Source organism: Kaistia algarum (assembly GCF_026343945.1).
Taxonomy (GTDB): Bacteria; Pseudomonadota; Alphaproteobacteria; order Rhizobiales; family Kaistiaceae; genus Kaistia; species Kaistia algarum.
On the sequence record NZ_JAPKNJ010000001.1, the window covers coordinates 1,685,856 to 1,705,283 of the forward strand.

Consider the following 19,428-nt stretch of genomic DNA (forward strand, 5'->3'; position numbering starts at 1 on the left):
ACGCCTATTGGCCCGGCTTGTAGATCTGGTCGAAGACGCCGCCATCGGCGAAATGCGTCGGCTGTACCTTGGCCCAGCCGCCGAATTGCGGATCGTCGATCGTGACCAGCTTGACCTCGGGGAAAAGCTTCAGATCGGCAGGATCGACAGCGGAGGGCTTGGCCGGCCGATAGAAATTCTTGGCGATGATCTTCTGCGCCGGGTCGCTGTAGAGATAGTCGAGATAGGCCTGCGCGACCTTGGTCGTGCCCTTCTTGTCGGAATTGCCCTGAACGAGGGCGACCGGCGGCTCCGCCTTGATCGAAATCGACGGCACCACGATCTCGAACTGGTCGGGTCCCAGTTCCTTCTGCGCGAGGAAGGCTTCGTTCTCCCAGGAGAGCAGAACGTCGCCGATGCCGCGCTGGACGAAGGTCGTGGTCGAGCCGCGGGCACCGGTATCGAGCACCGGGACGTGCTGGAACAATTTGCCGACATAGTCGCGGGTCTTGGCTTCGTCGCCGCCGAACGTCTCGTTCGCATAGGCCCACGCAGCGAGATAGTTCCAGCGTGCGCCGCCGGAGGTCTTCGGATTGGGCGTGATCACCTGGACGCCGTCCTTGATCAGATCATCCCAGTCCTTGATGCCCTTCGGATTGCCCTTGTGGACGAGGAAGACGATCGTCGACGTATAGGGCGTCGAATTGTCGGGTAGCTTGGTGGCCCAGTCGGCAGGTACCTTGCCGGTCTTCTTGGCGATCGCGTCGATGTCTGCCGCGAGCGCCAACGTCACCACATCAGCCTCCAGACCGTCGATCACGGCGCGAGCCTGTGCACCTGATCCACCATGGGACTGCTCAATCGTCACGGTCTCGCCGGTCTTTTCCTTCCAGTACGCCGCGAAGGCTTCGTCATAAGCCTTGTAGAGTTCGCGGGTCGGATCGTAGCTGACGTTGAGGAGCGTCGTGTCAGCAAGCGCCGGGGCGGCGAACGCCGTCACGGAAAGGGCAACTGCGGCGATGAGGCCGTGCCGACGGGTCAGAGTGAAAGCCTTGTCGATCATGCTGGGAACTCCCAAGGTCGATATCCAACCCTATCTCGACATGAACAGTCGACTATTTCAAACCACGGTGATCGGTCGCGGATAGCATGAATGAGAAAATCATTCCTGGAAATGGAATGATTCTGAAACAAGGGAGCTGGCGTGCCTAGAGCTCGTCCGCACCCTCCGTTCGCAGCGCATCGGCTAGCGTCGTGGCGTCGAACAGGACAAGCTGGGCCGCATAGGGCGCGGCGAACATCCGCCTGACGCCGCAATTCTCCTCGTCCGGACAATCGGCACAGGGCTGGTAAGCGGTTCGCGAGATGCAGGAGAGCGGGGCGATCGGACCGTCGATCGCCCGCAAGACCTGGCCGATGGTGATCTCGTCGGCGGCTTTGATGAGGATGTAGCCGCCGGAGCGGCCGCGGCGGCTGGCGATCATGCCGCGGTGCTTCAGGTCGAGGAGGATATGCTCCAGGAACTTGCGCGGCACCGCCGCCTCGCGGGCAATGTCGTCGATCTGGACCGTAGCGCCCTTGGGCTGCCGGGCGAGATGGATCAGCGCCTTGAAAGCATATTTGGCCTTCTGCGAAATCATGCGGTGTCCGGTGCCGTGGCACAGTCGAGGAGCGTTTCCCTCTCATAGCGGATCGGCTGGCCCATGGAAACGCGCGAGGTCAACGGATGCCGCGAAGCGGTTGACGGGGGGCGATTTTGCCTGTCCCATCTCCCTCCCCGCGGCCAAGAGGTCGCCTTAACGAGAGCGGCAGGACGCCGCCGGAGGAAACCTTCATGCTGCGCGGTATCGACCCCATCCTCGGGCCGGATCTTCTCTTCACGCTTCAGGCCATGGGCCACGGCGACGAGATCGTCGTCGTCGACGCCAATTTCCCGGCGCTGGCCATGGCGAAGCGGCTGATCCGTCTCGACGGACACGACGCTGTCCGTGTTACCGATGCGATCCTCAGCCTGATGCCGCTGGATCGCTTCGCGCCGCTGGAGACAGCCATCCGCATGCAGGTGGTCGACGATCCCGATGCGGTGCCGCCGGTCTGCGACTTGTTCCAGGCCGTGATCGATCGCCGCGATCCGGGCTACAAGCTCGCCAAGATGGAACGCTTCGCCTTCTACGAGCGCGCCAAGCAGGCCTTCGCCATCGTCGCTACCGGCGAACGGCGCCTTTATGGCAACGTCATCCTGAAGAAGGGCGTGATCGATCCGTGAACGCTATCGGCGCCCCGCGCCTCAGGGTGCGGGGACGCTGACGGGCGGCGCCAGCGCCTTCACCGAGCAGGTGCGTACGATATCCTGGACGATTACCCCTTCCGCTGATGACAGCGAACCGAAGATCAGCTTGCCCTTCAGCCCCGCCGTGTCGGCTGAATCATAGACGCAACCGCAATAGGCGACGCAGCCCTCGCTTTCGAAGCCATGCGCCATGCAGCTCGCCCGGCATTCCGTCCGCGCCGTGTTCTCCACAGTTCCGGGCAGAACAAAATGCGCCAGTATGAAGAAGAAGCCGAACAGGATCGGCTGGTGCACCAGATAGACGATGAGGCTGTGGCGCCCGCCAAAGCCCAGCGCCCGGCCGGGCCAGCGGCGCGGCGACCATTGTGCGAGCCACCGGTCCAACCTCTTCGCCAGCGCGAAGCGCGCGATCACCGTTCCAAAGAGGAAGCAGCCGAACCAGGGAAAGAGCGGCACATAATCGAACGAGGGCGGCGGCAGCGGGGCGAGACCAACCCACCAGAGCGCCGGCGTGGCGAAGATGTCGCTGCGGAAAAACTGAGGTAGCAACAGGAAGAAGGCCGCGGCGACGAGGACGCCCAGATTCGGCAAGCGAAGGAACGGCAGCGCCAGCACGCTGGCGAGCGCGATCTGGTGCAGAATGCCGAAGAACACCCAGCCTTCCGGCAGCAGGATATAGGTCGCGACCGAAACGGCGATGGCCGCCGCGACGACCATGGCCAGCCGGCGGAAATAGGGCATCGGCCGAAATCCGCCCCGTGTCGCCAGAACCAGGCTGATGCCCGATACGGTCACGAATGTACCGGCGATCAGCCGGGCGAAGATCGTCCAGCCGATCGATTCACCCGGATCGAAGGCGAGAAGCTTGAAGTAAGAGACGTCCCAGGCGCCGTGAAAAACCGCCATCGCGATGAGCGCGACACCGCGGATGACATCAATGAGGGCGATACGCCGCGGGAATTCTGCCTCGTTCATGCGCATGCCCTTAAGATTGGCAGTTCCCATTCGCTCGCCGTCCTCATAGTCTCGCTCGCGAACAGGAAGAACAGGACGCGTTTATGTCGATCATACCGATCATCGATCTTTCCGACAGGAGCGGCGACGCCGCAATCGGCGAGGCGATCGGCCGGACATGCCGGGAGACCGGCTTCTTCCTCGTGACGGGACATGGCGCGGACCCGGCCATTGTCGACAATGGCTGGCGCGCCGCACGAGCCTATTTCGACCGTCCGGTGGACGAGAAGATGACGGCGTCGATGCCCTATCCCGGCTATCCCTATGGCTATAGTCCGGTCAAGGGCGAAACCCTCGCCGCCTCGCTGGGCGATGTGAAGCCGGCCGATCTCAAGGAGACCTTTTCCTTCGGCCCCTCGGCGTTCCAGCGCCTCGACCACAAGCCGGCGGACGATGCCGAAGCCTTCGTGTTCTCGGCCAATCCTTGGCCGATCGGCGGCGATGAATTTCGCCAGGCGGTGACGGCCTATTACCGCGAAATGTCGGCACTCGCGGGCCGAATCATGCGCTTCTTCGCCATCGCCCTCGAATTACCGGAGGATTACTTCGCTCGGTTCATCGATCGCGAGGCGAGCGCGCTTCGCCTCTTGAACTATCCCGATGTTACGGAAACGCCGCTGCCGGGCCAGCTCCGCGCCGGCGAGCATTCCGACTATGGCTCGCTGACGATCCTCATGCAGGAGGACGCGCCGGGCGGACTCGAAGTGAAGGGGCTCGACGGCGCGTGGCACCGCGTCCCTGCGATCGCGGGCAGCTTTGTTATCAATATTGGCGATCTGATGCAGCGTTGGACCAATGATCTGTGGAAATCGACGCTGCATCGCGTCACCATCCCTCCCCACGATCTGGCCAAAAGCGCTCGGCGCCAGTCGATCGCTTTTTTCCACCAGCCGAACTGGGACGCCGAGATATCCTGCATCGAAACCTGTCTTTCGTCCGGCGAGCGGGCGAAATATCCCTCCGTCGGATCTGGCGAATATCTCGCCTCGAAGTTCCGCTCCACGGTGGTGAAGTGATGAGCCGTGAGGTTGCCGAGCTTGAACGCGCGCTGAGCTTCCCGCCCTTTTTCTCCGATGCCCGCCTAGCCGCTACCGTCGACGACGACCAGCCTATGAAGAGTTGCAAACGCTGATGTCCATCCTCGCCGCGCTCCGCCACGTCACCCGCTACAGCTACGACAAGCCCGTCGCGCTCGGTCCGCAGGTCGTCCGCCTCCGACCTGCGCCACATTGCCGGACGAAGGTGCCGAGCTATTCGCTGAAGGTGAAGCCCGACAATCATTTCGTGAACTGGCAGCAAGACCCGCACGGCAACTGGCAGGCCCGGTTCGTCTTCCCGGAAAAGACGCAGGAATTTTCGATCGAGATAGACCTTCTCGCCGAACTCGAGGTCTACAATCCGTTCGATTTCTTCGTCGAGCCCTATGCCGACCAGTTCCCCTTCGCCTATGAGCCCTCGCTCGCCGTCGAACTCGCAGCCTATCTTGAGCCCGAACCCGCCGGACCGCTGCTCGAGGCCTTCATGGCCTCGATCCCGCGCGGGCCGATGCAGATCGTCGACTTCCTGGTTTCCATCAACCAGCGACTGCAGCACGACATCAGCTATCTGATCCGCATGGAACCCGGCGTCCAGACGCCGGAGGAAACACTGTCGTCCCGCGCCGGCTCCTGTCGCGATTCGGGCTGGCTGCTGGTGCAGGCGCTACGCCATCTGGGGCTCGCCGCCCGGTTTGTCTCCGGCTATCTGATCCAGCTCAAGCCCGATGTCGCCGCGCTCGATGGCCCCTCGGGCACCGAGGTCGACTTCACGGACCTGCATGCCTGGGCCGAGGTCTATGTGCCCGGTGCCGGCTGGATCGGCATGGATCCGACCTCCGGTCTCTTCACCGGCGAAGGTCACCTCCCCCTCTGCGCCACGCCGCATTTTCGCTCGGCGGCGCCCATCACGGGAGGCTTCGCCGCCGATCCGGATACCGAGACCTCATTCGACTTCGAGATGCGGGTCGATCGCGTCGCGGAGCGGCCGCGCGTGACGCTGCCCTTTTCCGACGAGAGCTGGGCCGCGCTCGATGCGCTTGGCCATCAGGTCGACGCCGATCTTGTCGCGAACGACGTGCGCCTCACCATGGGCGGCGAGCCGACCTTCGTTTCGATCGACGACTACCAGGCGGCCGAATGGAACACCGCCGCGGTCGGCCCGACCAAGCGGACGCGGGCCGATGATCTGATCCGCCGCCTGCGTACCCGCTTCGCGCCGGGCGGGTTCCTGCATTACGGGCAGGGCAAATGGTATCCCGGCGAAAGCCTGCCGCGCTGGACCTTCGCGCTGTACTGGCGCAAGGACGGCAAGCCGATCTGGCGCGATCCGAGCCTGATCGCCGTCGAATCGACCCCGCAGGCCGCCACGTCGGAGCAGGCGGGTGCGTTCCTGACTAACCTTTCCGAGCGTCTCGGCATTTCGAAGGATCACGTGATCCCGGCCTTTGAGGATCCAGCGCATTGGATTCTCAAGGAAGCCGAACTGCCGGAGAACGTCACCACCGGCGATTCCAAGCTGGAGGATCCAGAGGCAAGGGCCCGGATCGCGCGCGTCTTCGAGCGCGGCCTCGGCAACGCTTCCGGCTACATCCTTCCGGTGCAGCGCTGGCAGGCCAAGGCCGCGCGACGCTGGGCTTCGGAAAAATGGCCGCTCCGGCGCGGCAAGATGTTCCTCGTGCCCGGCGACAGTCCGGTTGGCTATCGCCTGCCGCTGGCCTCGCTTCCCTATGTGCCGGTCTCGTCCTACCCGTTCATCATCCAGCGCGACCCCGGCTCGATCAGCGCCACCCTTCCCGATCCGGACGAACTCGCCGCCCTGGTTTCGCGGACCGGACAGGCGAGCCAGGATCCGGACCGGGCCGAGCAGGTCGAACAATATTTCACCGGCGGCCTCTCCGTACGAACGGCGATCGCCATAGAGCCCCGCGATGGCCGGCTCTGCGTGTTTATGCCGCCGACCGAGCGGCTTGAGGATTATCTGGAGCTTATCGCCTCGGTCGAGGCAAGCGCGAAAGAACTGGGCCTCACCGTCCACGTCGAGGGCTACCCGCCGCCGATCGACCCGCGCCTCGACGTCATCAAGGTGACGCCGGATCCGGGCGTCATCGAGGTCAACATCCACCCCTCGGCCGACTGGACGCAGTGCGTTGCGACGACGCGCGATCTCTATGAGGAGGCGCGGCTATCCCGGCTCGGCACGGAAAAGTTCATGACGGACGGACGCCACACCGGCACCGGGGGCGGCAACCACGTCGTGGTGGGCGGTGCGCATCCGGCCGACAGCCCGTTCCTGAGACGGCCCGACCTGCTGAAGAGCCTGGTGCTCTACTGGCAGCGCCATCCCTCGCTCTCCTACCTGTTCTCCGGCCTCTTCATCGGGCCGACGAGCCAGGCGCCGCGAATCGACGAGGCGCGGCACGACAGCCTCTACGAACTCGAGATCGCCATGTCGAAGGTACCGGCGCCGGGCTGGGGCGCGCCCCCGCCGCCGTGGCTGGTCGACCGGCTATTCCGCAACCTGCTCGTCGATGTCACCGGCAATACGCACCGGGCCGAGATCTGCATCGACAAGCTCTATTCGCCCGACGGCCCGACCGGCCGCCTCGGCCTCGTCGAATTCCGCTCCTTTGAAATGCCGCCGGACTACCGCATGAGCCTCGCGCAGCAATTGCTGGTCCGGGCGCTCATCTCCTGGTTCTGGAAGTCGCCGCAGCAGGGCTCGCTGATGCGCTGGGGCACGCAGTTGCATGACCGCTTCATGCTTCCACATTTCGTCTGGTCCGATTTCCTCGGCGTACTCGGCGATCTGCGTAACGCCGGCTACGCCTTCGATCCGCTCTGGTTCGAGGCACAGCGCGAATTCCGCTTCCCGTTCTTCGGTGCGATCGAGCAGCAGGGTGTGCGGCTGGAGCTGCGCCAGGCGCTGGAGCCCTGGCATGTGCTCGGCGAGGAGGGTGCGATCGGTGGCACGGTCCGCTATGTCGACAGCTCGGTCGAGCGCATCGAGGTCAAGGCTGCCGGCTTCGAGCCGCGCCGGCACGTCATCTCCTGCAATGGCCGCCGCATGCCGATGACGTCGACGGGGACGGCAGGCAGCTATGTCGCCGGCGTACGCTTCAAGGCGTGGCAGCCGGCCTCGGGACTGCATCCGACGATTCCGGTCCATGCTCCCTTGACCTTCGATATAGTCGATACTTGGTCGAACCGGTCGGTCGGCGGCTGCGTCTATCATGTCGCCCATCCGGGCGGCCGCAACTACGATACGTTCCCGGTCAATTCCTACGAGGCAGAGGCCCGGCGCCTCGCCCGGTTCGAATCCATGGGGCATACGGCGGGCACTTATCTGCCACCCGCGGAAGCGCCAACGGCCGAGTTCCCTGTGACACTCGATTTGCGCCGGCCCGCCGGCATTTGAGGTCATCGTGAACCGAAAGGACTCGTCGCGCCGAAGCCGTGCCGCCGCCGAACGGGCGATGCGGCTCGTCGCGAACTACAAGCCGCTGCCCGGCGCAGCCGACGAACTCATCGGCAAGGACGGGCGCATGCGTCCGCACTGGGTCCGCTTTGTCGAGACGATGGCGGAACTGGGTCCGCGCGAGGTGGCGCACCGCTTTGGCCTCGCCGATCGGCATCTGGCCGATTCCGGCGTGGTGCTGCGCGTCTATGGCGACGAGACGGGCGACGAGCGACCCTGGCCGCTTTCGCATGTGCCGTTCCTGATTGCGCCGGAGGAATGGAAGCATCTCGAAGCCGGTCTAATCCAGCGGGCCAAGCTGCTCGATGCGATCCTGGGCGATGTCTATGACGAGGGAAAGCTGGCACGCGACGGCGCCCTCCCAGCGGCGATCGTGGCGGGAAGCCCGGAATTCCTGCGCCCGCTGGTCGGCTCGCGCCCCGTCGGCGATCACCATTTGCGCTTCTACGCGGTCGATGTCGGCCGCGGGCCGGATGGACGGTGGTGGGTGCTATCGGATCGCACGCAGGCGCCTTCCGGCGCGGGCTATGCGCTGGAGAATCGCATCGCTCTGTCGCAGGCCTTCCCCGACATTTATCGCAATTTCAACGTCGAGAGGCTCGCCGGCTTCTTTCAATCCTTTCGGGCCGGCCTCAACACGCTGAACCGGCACGAGGAGACGCGCGTCGCGCTGCTGACGCCCGGCCCGCTCAACGAAACCTATTTCGAGCACGCCTATCTCGCGCGTTATCTCGGCTTCGTTCTCGTCGAGGGCGGAGATCTGACCGTCCGCGACAACACGGTCTATATGCGCACCATATCGGGGCTGAAGCGCGCCGATGTGCTGCTGCGCCGCCTCGATGCGGATTTCACCGATCCGCTGGAGTTCAATCCCGCCTCGCGCCTGGGTGTTCCGGGCCTTGCCGGCGCCGTGCGCCACCGGAACGTCGCGATCGCCAACGCGCTGGGTTCCGGCGTCGTCGAGGCGCGCGCCATGCTCGGCTTTCTGCCGGGGCTCTGCCGCCGGGTGCTGGGCGAAAGCCTGCTGCTGCCCAACGTCGCCACCTGGTGGTGCGGCCAGTCGCTGGAACGCGACCATGTCGTCGAGGAATTCGACCGCATGGTCATCGCGCCGGCGCTCGGCTCGACCATGCCCGGCATTCTTTCGCGCGGCTCCGTGCTTGGCGGCGAACTGACGCCCGAGCAGAAGGCCGAGCTGATCCACGACATCGGCCGGCGCGGATCGGATTATGTCGGGCAGGAAGTGGTCAAGCTCTCGACGACGCCGGTCTGGCGCGGCGAAGGCGAGGGCGCGCATCTGGAGCCACGCCCCTCAATCCTGCGCCTCTATGTGGCGCGATCGAGCGACGGCTGGACGGTCATGCCCGGCGGCTTCTGCCGCATTTCGGACCGCCCCGACGCCCGCGCCGTCACGCTGCAGCAGGGCGGCGTCTCGGCCGATGTCTGGGTGCTTTCCGACCAGCCGGTGGCGGAGACCACCCTGCTCTCCTCGCCCGACAAGGTGGCCCTCCGGCGCACGACGACGACGCTGCCGAGTCGGGCCGGCGAGAACCTTTTCTGGCTCGGGCGCTATGTCGAACGGACCGAGGCGGCGCTTCGGATCGTGCGCGCCATCGCCGGTCGGCTGGTCGATGCCGAGGGTACCGGATCCTCGGTGATGAACCGGCTCGTTGCGACGCTCGTCTCCTCCGGGGCGGCGATGTCCGAAAAAGGGCCGACGCAGCCGCCGGCGCTGGCCTATGCCGCCCTCACGGATCGTGGCTCGTTCAACACGGTTCCCCGTCTCGCGGAATCCTGCCGCCGCGCCGCGTCCGTCATCCGGGACCGGTTGTCGCCAGACGCTTGGCGCGCGGTGGCAGATCTCGAAATTCTCACGGCGCGGCCGCTCGAAGGCCGCACCGGCAGCGACATGCTCGAACGGGCCAATGACGCGTTGCGCATGATCGCCGCCTTCTCCGGCCTCGCTCAGGAAAACATGGTGCGCCAGCATGGATGGCGCTTCCTGGAACTCGGCCGCCGAATCGACCGCGGCCTCGCCATCGCCCGTGCCACCCGCCATTGCGGCTTCGACGCACGTTCGGGAGAACTCGACGCACTGTTGGAACTCGCCGACAGCCAGATCACCTACCGCATCCGCTATGTCATGCAGTCGGCGCGCATTCCCGTGCTCGACCTCGTGCTGCTGGATAGTGGCAATCCGCGCGCGCTTGCCTTCCAGGCAGCCCGCATCCGGCAGGCGCTCGCTGAGCTGCCCGCTCATGCCCCGGGAGGCCTGCTCTCGCCGGCGGATCGCCTGGCGACGCGACTTTTCGCCGAGCTGGAGACCGCCGATGCGGCAAAGCTCGACGCCAATAGCGTGTTCGCCCACGAAAAGAGCCTGATGCAAATCTCGGACGAGATCGCGCTCGCCTATTTCACCCATCGCACGGCGTCCGACCGTGCCGAGGCCAGTGACTGATCGTGCTTTATGACATCCGGCAGGTCACCCATTACAGCTATGCCCTGCCCGTCCCCTTCGCGCGTCAGGCGCTGCGCCTTCTCCCCGTCGATCGGCCGGGCCAGCGCGTCATCGCCTCCGACCTGTCGATCCGTCCCGCACCGACCGAGCGTGACGACGCCTTCGATTTTTTCGGCAACCGCATCACCACCGTCGCCTTCGCCTTTCCTCACGATGAATTGAGACTGGAGACGCGGGCCCGCGTCCTCGTCGATACGCCCGCCTTGCCGGAGGCAGCCTCGACGCCGCGCTTCGAGACGGTGCGACGGCTCGCCCTGACCGAACCCGATCTCGGGCCGCGCTCGCCGGTCCAGTTCCTCTTTCCCAGCCGCCTCATCGCCATCAACACCGAAATCGGGGAATATGCCGCGGCCAGCTTTCCAGAGGGCCGGCCGGTCCTAGAGGGGGCGTTCGATCTGACGCGGCGGATCAAGGATGAGTTCCGCTACGATTCCGAGGCGACGGACGTCACCACGCTACCTGCCGAGGCTTTCGAACAGCGCGCCGGAGTCTGCCAGGACTTTGCCCATATCATGATTGCCGGATTGCGCACGATGGGCCTGCCGGCGGCCTATGTCAGCGGCTTCCTGCGCACCGAGCCGCCGCCGGGACGGCCGCGCCTCGAAGGCGCCGATGCGACCCACGCGTGGGTTGCGGTGTGGTGCGGGCGCGATGCGGGCTGGATCGGCTTCGATCCCACGAACGGCGTGATTGCGGAGAATGACCATCTCGTCCTGGCGATTGGCCGGGACTATGCGGACGCCGCTCCGGTGGACGGCGTTATCGTGACCTCGGGCGATCACACGCTCGATGTCGCCGTCGATGTCGTGCCCGTTGAATCCTGATCCCGGGCAGGCTGGTATTTCGAGTTTGTACAATGTATCAGGACGGGGGCAGTTTTCACATTCCCGGTGAGTCTCTCGGCCGATTGGCCCGATAGCCTCTGCTGTCGACGCGGCTCCGGGGAGCCACACCTCGACCACCGGTTCAAGATAGGATTACGTGATCGTCATGTCTTCAACATTCGACATCGTTGCAGATGTAATCTCCGAAACCAGCGAAATCCCGCGGGAGAAGATCACGCCGGAGATGCACGCGATCGATGATCTCGGCATCGACAGCCTGGACTTCCTCGATATCGTCTTCGCGCTCGACAAGAAGTTCGGAATCAAGATTCCGCTCGAGCAGTGGACGCAGGAAGTCAACGCTGGCAAGGCAACGGTCGAGGAATATTTCGTCCTCAAGAACCTTTGCGCCCATATCGACGAACTGGTCGCGAAGAAGAACGCGTGACGAACGGCGTTTGAACGGCCATGCGGCTCGAATATTTCCAGATGATCGACAGCGTCGTGTCCTTCGACGCGTCGACCGGCCAGATCCACGCCAAGGCATACGTGCCTTTAACCAGCCCCATTTTCGAGGGGCATTTCCCGGGCTACCCGATCCTGCCCGGCGTGCTTCTGATCGAGACCATGGCGCAGGCCTCGGGCTATCTGATCCTTGGCATGAACGGGCTCAGTCGGATGCCGTTCTTCGCCGGCGTCAAGAAGGCGAAGTTCCGCAAGTTCATCGAGCCCGGCAGCGAGCTGGACGTCTATGCGGACCTCGTTCATGACGGGTCCGGCTACAGCGTCACGCAGGCTCGGATCGAGCAGAATGGTCCGGTCTGCGACGCCGAACTGACGCTGCGCATCATGGATTTTCCGGCTCCCGAGCTTGAGGGCATGATCCGCGAGCGCGCCGAGTCCATCGGACTTTCGGCTGTTGAGAGAACGTGATGACCGCTGCGGCCGATAACGACATCTGGATCACCGGCATCGGCCTCATTTCTTCGCTCGGCGAGGGTGTGGACGCGCATTGGCGCGTCATGGCGGAGGGCGAACCCCGGCCGACGGCGGCGGATCTGGAGCGCTTCCAGCCATTTCCCGTCTACCCCATGGTGCCTCTGGAACTCGACCGGCAGATACCGCGCAAGGCCGACCAGCGCCAGATGGAGACGTGGCAGCGCCTCGGCACCTACGCCGCTGGTCTGGCTCTGGACGATGCCGGCCTCAAGGGCGACCTGCCGCGCCTCTCGCACATGGACATGATCGTGGCCGCCGGTGGCGGAGAGCGCGATCTTGAGGTCGACGGACAAATTCTGGCCGGGCTGGACGGCGGGGCTCCCGAGGCCTTTTTGAACGAACGGCTCGCCAACGACCTTCGTCCCACGCTGTTTCTCGCCCAGCTTTCCAATCTCCTCGCCGGCAACATCTCCATCGTCCACAAGGTCACGGGCTCGTCGCGCACCTTCATGGGCGAAGAGATTGCCGGCATCGGCGCCGTCGAAGTGGCGGCGCGCCGGATTCGCGCGGGCCAGGGCGATCTCTTCATCGTCGGCGGCGCCTATAACGCCGAGCGCAAGGACATGCTCCTGAGCCTGGCGCTCGGAAGAGTGCTCTGGGAAGGGGCCGACGTCCCCGTCTGGGAGCGCGCCGCCCAGGGCGATGGCGGGACAATCACCGGCTCCGTCGGGGCCTTTCTGGTGCTTGAATCGCGCGCTCATGGCGAGGCACGCGGTGCTAAGGCCTATGCCCGCCTCGCCTCCGTGCTGTCGGATCGCAGCCGGCGTCGGCCGGGCGAAGCCGCGGCAGCTGCGCTGCGCCAGTTCGAGAAGCTGGAGCCGGGCTTTGCGGCAGAACCCGTCGGCGTGATTTCGGGAGCGAGCGGCCTCGCCGCGGCGACGCTTGAAGAACGCGGGCTCTATGAGCGCCTCGCGACAGAGCGCCGCATCGGCCCGGTCCGGGCCTCGCAAAGCTGGATCGGCAACAGCCTCGAGACGGCATTTCCGGCGCAAGTTGCACTGGCGGCTCTGGCGGTACAGCGGGGCGGTTTCTATCTTCCCAGAGATGGCGGGGGCTTCGAGCGTCCCGTTGCTGGCACGCCACGACAGATCCTGGCGACGTCCTGGGGATTCTGGCGCGGCGAAGGCATGGCGCTGGTCGAAGCGATCGATTGAAGGAGCAGGTCATGGGCCGCACGCGGGATCATCTCGGAAGGCCGGTCGTCGCCGTGACCGGGATAGGGATCGTATCCTCGCTCGGCCAGGGCATTGACGATAATTGGGCCGCCCTGACGGCGGGCCGGTCCGGCATTCATCGGATCACGCGTTTCCCGACCGACCATCTGCGCACCACGATCGCCGGCACGGTCGACTTTCTCTTCCCCGAGGAAGTGCGCTCGCCGGTGCTGAGCGAACGTCTGGCGCATCTGGCCGCCGACGAGGCGATCACGCAATCGAACCTCGGCACGCCCGGCGATTTTCCCGGCATGCTTTTCATGGCCGTCCCGCCCGTCGAGCTGGAATGGCCGGCGCGACGCGATCTTTATGTCGGCACCGGCCCGGAAGAGGGCGACGCCTATGACCGGATGATCGGTCGCGCGCTGAAGCTCAATGATCCAGACGCCTACGAGTTTGCCCTTTATGCCTGCGTGGCCGACCGCATTGCCGATGCCTTCGGCACGCGCGGCGCGCCGATTTCGCTGTCGACCGCCTGTGCTTCGGGGGCTTCGGCCATTCAGCTCGGCGTCGAGGCCGTCCGTCGCGGCGATACTGACGCGGCGCTGGTCATCGGGACGGACGGTTCGATCCATATCGAGGGCCTGATCCGCTTCCAGCTTCTTTCGGCGCTTTCCACCGCGAACGAGGACCCGACCGCGGCATCGCGGCCGTTCTCGAAGAACCGCGACGGCTTCGTCATGGCCGAGGGCGCGGGCGCTCTGGTGCTGGAGGATTATGACGCGGCCAAAGCCCGGGGCGCCAAGATCCTCGGTGTCATTCGCGGCATCGCCGAGAAGGCGGATGATTTCCACCGCACCCGCTCCACCCCCGATGGTTCGCCGGTCATCGCGGCCATTCGCCAGGCGCTCGACGATGGCGGCGCCGGGATCGACGATGTCGACTACATCAACGCCCATGGCACCGGCACGCCCGAGAACGACAAGATGGAGGCGCTGTCGCTCGAAGCCGTGTTTGGCGAGCGCGTCACCAATATCCCAGCCTCCTCCAACAAATCGATGATCGGCCATACGCTGACCGCCGCCGGCGCCATTGAGGCCGTGTTCTCGATCAAGACGATTCTGGAAGGCGTCATTCCTCCGACCATCAATTCTCATATGCCCGATCCGTCGATCCATCTGGACGTCGTCCCGAACGTGGCCCGTAGCGCGCCAGTGTCGCTCGTCCTCTCCAATTCCTTCGGCTTCGGCGGCCAGAACGCGTGCCTGCTCATCGCGGCTGAGCCCGCCTGAAGGCCGGCCGACGCGGGGCTCTGGCATCTTTGGGCGCGAACCGCTAAGCAGGGCGCCTGTTTCGACGGATGGAAATCAAAAGAATGCGCGCCCTGCAACTGCTCGCCGACCGGAAGCTCTCGATTGTCGAGGTGCCGATGGCACCGCCTCCGGGCGCGGGCGAGGTGCGGGTGGCGGTCGGTGCGGTCGCCCTCAACCATATCGACGTCTGGGGCTGGCGCGGCATGGCCTTTGCCAAGCGAAAGCTGCCGCTGACGATCGGTGCCGAAGCGGCGGGAACGATCGAATCGGTGGGCGCCGGCGTCGAGGGGCTTGTCGTCGGCCAGCGGGTCGCGATCTATGGTGCCGAGACCTGCGGCATGTGCCCGGCCTGCCATGCGGGCAAGGACAATCTCTGCGAGAACGTCGCGGGCGTGCGCGGCTTCCATATTGACGGCCTCGCCTGCGACTATGTGACGATGAAGGCCCGGCTCGTGGTTCCGGCGCCGGAAGGCGTCACCGTACGCGACGCGGCCTGCACGCCGGTCACCTATGGCACCGTCGAGCATATGCTTTTTGACAACGCGAAGCTCGAAGCCGGCCAGACGATCCTGATCCAGGCGGGAGGCAGCGGCATCGGCACCGCCGCGATCCAGCTTGCCAAGGCGGCCGGCGCAACCATCATCACCACCGTCGGAAGCCCGGAAAAGGCGGAGAAGGCACTGGCGCTTGGCGCTCACCACGTCATCAACTACCGGGAAGAGCGCTTTGAAGGCGTGGTGCGCAAGCTGACCAAGAAGCGCGGCGTCGATGTCGTCTTCGAGCATGTCGGGGTCGACACCTGGGCCGGCAGCATGTTTTCCCTGCGTCGGGGCGGCACGCTGGTCACCTGCGGCTCGACCACCGGCATCTCGACCGAAATCAATCTCTTCCAGCTCTATCAGCAGCAATTGCGGCTCATGGGCTCCTTCGGCTGCCGCATCGAGAATATCAGCCATGCGCTCGGCAAGATCGGATCGGGCGTCGTCTCGCCGGTCATCGACAGCGTGATCGCGATCGAGGACATCGACATGGCGCTCGACCGGATCGAGCAACGGCAGGTCTTCGGCAAGATCATCATGACGCTCTGACGCATCGACATGTCGGGCGGTAGCCGCAAACGTCCTTTCAAAGCGTTTTTCCGCAAGGTTAGCCGTAGCCGTCCGGCGAATGCCGCGATCGCCTTTTCGGTGCGCAATGTCATTGCCGGCATCCGCCGGCTCGGCCTTCCGCGAGCTGGCCGCTGGGCGGAGCGGATCACCCGTTTCATCGCGCCTCTGGTGCCGGAATCGAAGCTCGCGCTCGCCAATATCGGCGCGGCCTTTCCGGAAAAGAGCGAGGCGGAGCGAAAGGCGATCCTCGACGGCGTCTGGCGCGGGCTAGGGCACACGGCCGTCGAGTATGTGTTCTTGGACCAGTTGGTCGACTTTGACCCGGAGCGCCCCGGCGAGGGCCGTATCGACGTCAAAGGCATCGAGTATTTCGAGTCCCTGCGCGACGACGGCAAGCCGGCGATCATCTTTTCTGCCCATCTCGCCAATTGGGAGATCCTGGCGGTCGTCGCGGCGAAGTTCGGCCTGCCGCTGGTCTCACTGTTTCGCGCCCCGCGCAACAACCGCATCGCCGAGGACCTGCTCGACGAGCGTGCGCGGCTGATGGGGCGTCTCGTCTCGTCCTCGCGTGGCGCCACCTTCGAGGTCGGCGCCTCGCTCGATCGCGGCGAGCATCTCGGCATCCTGACCGACCAGCACCATTCGGCGGGTCCACGGGTCCCCTTCTTCGGACGGCCGGTCGCGGCCAATCCGCTCGTCGCCCGCCTGGCGCGCCACTATGACTGCCCGGTGCATGGCGCCCGTTCGATCCGCCTCCCCAATGGACGCTTCCGCGTCGAACTGACCCCGCCCCTCGACATGCCGCGCGATTTGGAAGGGTTGATCGACGTCACGGCAGGAACCGCCGCCGTCATGGCCGTCGTGGAAGGATGGGTGCGGGAACATCCCGATCAGTGGCTGTGGCTGCACAATCGCTGGCGCTGAAAGTCGCCAGACCTCAACATCCATCTTCTCGCAGGCGCCGCGTCGTGGCATGATCCGTTCATGCTTTACCCCAATCCCAGTGCCCTCCCCCGCGACGGCCGGCAATCCGATACCGCCCTCGCCTTGCAGCGCGGGGTCGGCCGCCTGTTCCGCAGCCGCGGCTATGCGGTGGTGAGCGAACTCGTTCTGGCCACCGGCCGGCGAGCGGACATTGTGGCGCTTGGGCCGGGCGGCGAGATCGTGATCGTCGAGATCAAGTCGTCGATCGAGGATTTCCGCGCCGATACCAAATGGTTCGACTATGGGCCGTTTTGCGACCGGCTTTACTTCGCCAGCCATGGCGGCGTGCCTGCCGCGATCTTCCCCGAAGAAGCGGGCCTTATTCTCGCCGATGGCTACGGCGCCGAGATCCTCAGGGAGGCGCCGGTCTGCGTGCTCCCGGCGGCGCGGCGCAAAGCCGTGACCATCCGTTTCGGACAGGCCGCGGCGCACCGGCTACATCGGCTGTTCGACCCGGAAGCCGGCTTCTCCGAGATCTGAAGCTCCCGCCGTTCAGCGCGGTGCGCGCTTCGCCAGGATTCGTTGCAGCGTGCGGCGGTGCATGTTGAGCCGGCGCGCTGTTTCCGAGACGTTCCGCTCGCAAAGCTCGTAGACCCTCTGGATGTGCTCCCAGCGGACGCGATCGGCCGACATCGGATTGTCCGGCGGCGTCGCTTTCTCGGTCGGATCGCGGGTGAGCGCGAGGAACACTTCGTCCGCGTCGGCGGGCTTCGCCAGATAATCGACGGCGCCGAGCTTCACCGCCGTGACCGCCGTCGCGATATTGCCATAGCCGGTGAGGACAACCATGCGCGATTCCGGCCGGCGGCGGCGGATCAATTCGATAACGTCGAGCCCATTGCCATCTTCGAGACGCATATCGACGACGGCGAAGGCTGGCGGATTATGGTCGACTTTCCGCATGCCCTCCGCGACGCTGTCGGCCGTATCGACGATGAAACCACGCGATTCCATGGCGCGGGCAAGACGTTGCAAAAAAGCCTTGTCGTCATCGACGATAATGAGAGAGGTATCGGCACCGGACAGGCCGGCAGCTTCTATGTCCGTCATCGGATCTTGCCTTCATCCCCCCGACTTTTCTTGTTCCATCCCATGCGGGTTATAGGAAGGCAGTGTCGGCTCGCCAAGCCCAACCTGACGATCAAGTTCGAAAAATGGCGGGTGCCGGCGGCTTCGACGGTTCGCTCCTGGCTTTATGGGGAGCATCAAGATAGCCCGGTTGTCCGGGAGAATCATCCCGGTTTCGATCCATGGCTTCACGCGGCCAGAGGATGCGAACCACGGCGCCATGTGCGGGCGCCGCCCGGTTCGAGAGCTCCACCCGCGCCTGCGAGCGCTCAAGAAGCGTTTTCGCGATGAAGAAGCCGAGGCCGAGGCCGCCGGCCTCGTGATCCTCGCCGGCATCGTCATTGCGGCTGCGCGTCGTCACATAGGGCTCGCCAATGTGATCGATGACGTCAGGCGCAAAGCCGGGGCCGTCATCCGCGATAACGAGCGAAACGCTTGTCTCGTCCCATTTCGCCACGATCTCGACCTTGGAATTGGCGAAATCGACGGCATTCTCCAGCAGATTTCCGACACCGTAGAGAACGGCCGGATTGCGACGCCCTACCGGCTCCGGACCGGAGCCCGAAAGATCGACATCGATTTCCACCCCGGCGCCCTGGTGCGGCTCCGTGACCTCGGCGAGCAGATGGCTGATCGGGAAGCGATCGAGCATCTTGTCGGTCTGTGTCGAAAGCGAGGTCAGCTTGCCCAGAATGTCGCGGCAGCGCTGCGACTGGCTTCGCAACAGCGCAACATCCTCGGCATAGGGACTGTCCTTCGGTAGTTCGCGCTCCAGTTCCTTGGAGACGAGGGCAATGGTGGCGAGCGGCGTTCCCAGTTCGTGGGCGGCAGCGGCGGCCAGCCCGTCGAGCGCGGAGAGATGCTGCTCGCGGGCGAGAACGAGTTCGGTCGCCGCCAGAGCATCGGCGAGCTGGCGCGATTCCTCCGCGACGCGGAAGGCATAGACCCCCATGAACAATACCGCCGAGACCAGCGCCATCCACACGCCCGATATGTAGAGCATCGGCAGCACGATCGGCTCCGCGGCATGCCAGGGCAGTGGCAGGTGCCAAAGGGCGAGGACGGATACAGCGGCAATGGCGAGGCAGCCGAGCGATACGGTCAGATGCGGCGAGAGCGCCGTCGCCGAAACCATGACCGGGACGAGGATCAGGATCGAGAACGGATTCTGCAACCCGCCGGTCAGATAGAGAAGCGCCGAGAGCTGCAGCAGATCATAGGCGAGCAAAAGAACGGCCGTCTGGCCGCGCAGGCGCAGGGACGAGGGATACCGCACCTTGAGGAAGAGGTTCAGCCAGGCCGAAAGCGCAATGGCGGCAAGACAGAGTCCGATCGGCATCGCGAAGCCAAACCAGAAGCTGACCAGCACCACGGCGACTGTCTGGCCCGCAACGGCCATCCAGCGCAGGCGCACAAGCGTGTCGAGCTTCAGACGCGGCGCATTCGGGCGCTGTGTCGGCATCGAGGCCTGCAACAAATCAACTCCCCATGCTCGAGCGCGCCAAAGCCGGCTCACCGAGCGATTCCCTGTCCCAGCCCGGTCGGTGGCAAGTATAAACGTCTTTCCCGGCTTGCATCGTCGCTAAATTCGTCCTTACATGCTGCGATGCACAAGGCCGGTCGGTAGCGCGGTCCGGTGGGACTGTGACGTTTGTCGGCCTCGT

17 protein-coding genes are annotated in these 19,428 nt (G+C 64.9%); 12 read left to right on the top strand and 5 right to left on the bottom strand.

The features are described 5' to 3' along the window. Positions 1–4: 4 nt before the first annotated feature. Together OSH05_RS08240 and OSH05_RS08245 are read right to left on the bottom strand one after the other, a co-directional pair. Complete coding sequence (locus OSH05_RS08240; RefSeq protein ID WP_104220702.1) at positions 5–1,042, bottom strand: sulfate ABC transporter substrate-binding protein; 1,038 nt, start codon at positions 1,040–1,042, stop codon at positions 5–7. A gap of 145 nt (positions 1,043–1,187) precedes the next feature. Beyond that, complete coding sequence (locus OSH05_RS08245) at positions 1,188–1,619, bottom strand: RrF2 family transcriptional regulator (RefSeq protein ID WP_104220703.1); 432 nt, start codon at positions 1,617–1,619, stop codon at positions 1,188–1,190. Positions 1,620–1,813: 194 nt separating this feature from the next. Here OSH05_RS08245 and OSH05_RS08250 point away from each other — a divergent pair, with 194 nt between their 5' ends. Next, entirely contained in the window at positions 1,814–2,245 is a 432-nt protein-coding gene (locus OSH05_RS08250; protein WP_104220704.1) for an RbsD/FucU family protein, read from the top strand. Positions 2,246–2,266: 21 nt separating this feature from the next. Here the strand turns inward: OSH05_RS08250 and OSH05_RS08255 are convergent, their stop codons facing one another. Then, the gene (locus OSH05_RS08255) at positions 2,267–3,274 is read right to left on the bottom strand and encodes a heparan-alpha-glucosaminide N-acetyltransferase (protein ID WP_104220705.1); all 1,008 of its coding nucleotides are present in this window, start codon (positions 3,272–3,274) and stop codon (positions 2,267–2,269) included. Positions 3,275–3,327: 53 nt separating this feature from the next. On the opposite strand from OSH05_RS08255, the gene OSH05_RS08260 reads away from it, so the two are divergent. The 11 genes from OSH05_RS08260 to OSH05_RS08310 all read left to right on the top strand — a co-directional run bounded on the left by OSH05_RS08260 (position 3,328) and on the right by OSH05_RS08310 (position 17,176). Continuing rightward, positions 3,328–4,299 carry an isopenicillin N synthase family dioxygenase gene (locus tag OSH05_RS08260; RefSeq protein WP_104220706.1) on the top strand — a complete coding sequence of 324 codons (972 nt, stop codon included), beginning with the start codon at positions 3,328–3,330 and terminating at the stop codon, positions 4,297–4,299. Between the two features lie 115 nt (positions 4,300–4,414). Continuing rightward, positions 4,415–7,735, top strand: a complete 3,321-nt coding sequence (locus OSH05_RS08265) for a transglutaminase family protein (protein WP_104220707.1) — start codon at positions 4,415–4,417, stop codon at positions 7,733–7,735. Between the two features lie 4 nt (positions 7,736–7,739). Continuing rightward, positions 7,740–10,253: a circularly permuted type 2 ATP-grasp protein gene (locus OSH05_RS08270; RefSeq protein ID WP_407660385.1), complete on the top strand. Its 2,514-nt coding sequence runs from the start codon at positions 7,740–7,742 to the stop codon at positions 10,251–10,253. Positions 10,254–10,255: 2 nt separating this feature from the next. Further along, on the top strand, positions 10,256–11,137 hold the full coding sequence (locus OSH05_RS08275; RefSeq protein WP_104220709.1) for a transglutaminase family protein: 882 nt from the start codon (positions 10,256–10,258) through the stop codon (positions 11,135–11,137). 166 nt (positions 11,138–11,303) lie between these two features. Further along, a complete protein-coding gene (locus OSH05_RS08280; RefSeq protein WP_104220710.1) occupies positions 11,304–11,585 on the top strand; it encodes an acyl carrier protein in 282 nt (93 codons plus the stop codon). A 20-nt stretch (positions 11,586–11,605) separates the two neighbouring features. After that, positions 11,606–12,070 (top strand): 3-hydroxyacyl-ACP dehydratase FabZ family protein, encoded by a 465-nt coding sequence (locus OSH05_RS08285; RefSeq protein ID WP_104220711.1) that lies wholly within the window; start codon positions 11,606–11,608, stop codon positions 12,068–12,070. Beyond that, the gene (locus OSH05_RS08290; protein ID WP_104220712.1) at positions 12,070–13,290 is read left to right on the top strand and encodes a beta-ketoacyl-ACP synthase; all 1,221 of its coding nucleotides are present in this window, start codon (positions 12,070–12,072) and stop codon (positions 13,288–13,290) included. Before OSH05_RS08285 ends, OSH05_RS08290 begins: the two co-directional genes overlap by 1 nt. Positions 13,291–13,301: 11 nt before the next feature. Then, positions 13,302–14,582 (top strand): beta-ketoacyl-ACP synthase, encoded by a 1,281-nt coding sequence (locus OSH05_RS08295; protein ID WP_104220713.1) that lies wholly within the window; start codon positions 13,302–13,304, stop codon positions 14,580–14,582. 83 nt (positions 14,583–14,665) lie between these two features. After that, positions 14,666–15,691: a zinc-binding dehydrogenase gene (locus OSH05_RS08300; RefSeq protein WP_104220714.1), complete on the top strand. Its 1,026-nt coding sequence runs from the start codon at positions 14,666–14,668 to the stop codon at positions 15,689–15,691. Positions 15,692–15,700: 9 nt separating this feature from the next. Then, positions 15,701–16,636 (top strand): lipid A biosynthesis lauroyl acyltransferase, encoded by a 936-nt coding sequence (locus OSH05_RS08305; RefSeq protein WP_104220715.1) that lies wholly within the window; start codon positions 15,701–15,703, stop codon positions 16,634–16,636. Positions 16,637–16,696: 60 nt separating this feature from the next. Next, positions 16,697–17,176: an MmcB family DNA repair protein gene (locus OSH05_RS08310; RefSeq protein ID WP_104220716.1), complete on the top strand. Its 480-nt coding sequence runs from the start codon at positions 16,697–16,699 to the stop codon at positions 17,174–17,176. A gap of 12 nt (positions 17,177–17,188) precedes the next feature. Here the strand turns inward: OSH05_RS08310 and OSH05_RS08315 are convergent, their stop codons facing one another. Together OSH05_RS08315 and OSH05_RS08320 are read right to left on the bottom strand one after the other, a co-directional pair. Further along, positions 17,189–17,746, bottom strand: a complete 558-nt coding sequence (locus OSH05_RS08315; protein WP_104220717.1) for an ActR/PrrA/RegA family redox response regulator transcription factor — start codon at positions 17,744–17,746, stop codon at positions 17,189–17,191. 91 nt (positions 17,747–17,837) lie between these two features. After that, positions 17,838–19,226, bottom strand: coding sequence for an ActS/PrrB/RegB family redox-sensitive histidine kinase (locus tag OSH05_RS08320; protein WP_104220753.1), 1,389 nt, complete (start codon positions 19,224–19,226; stop codon positions 17,838–17,840). Positions 19,227–19,428 lie beyond the last annotated feature (202 nt).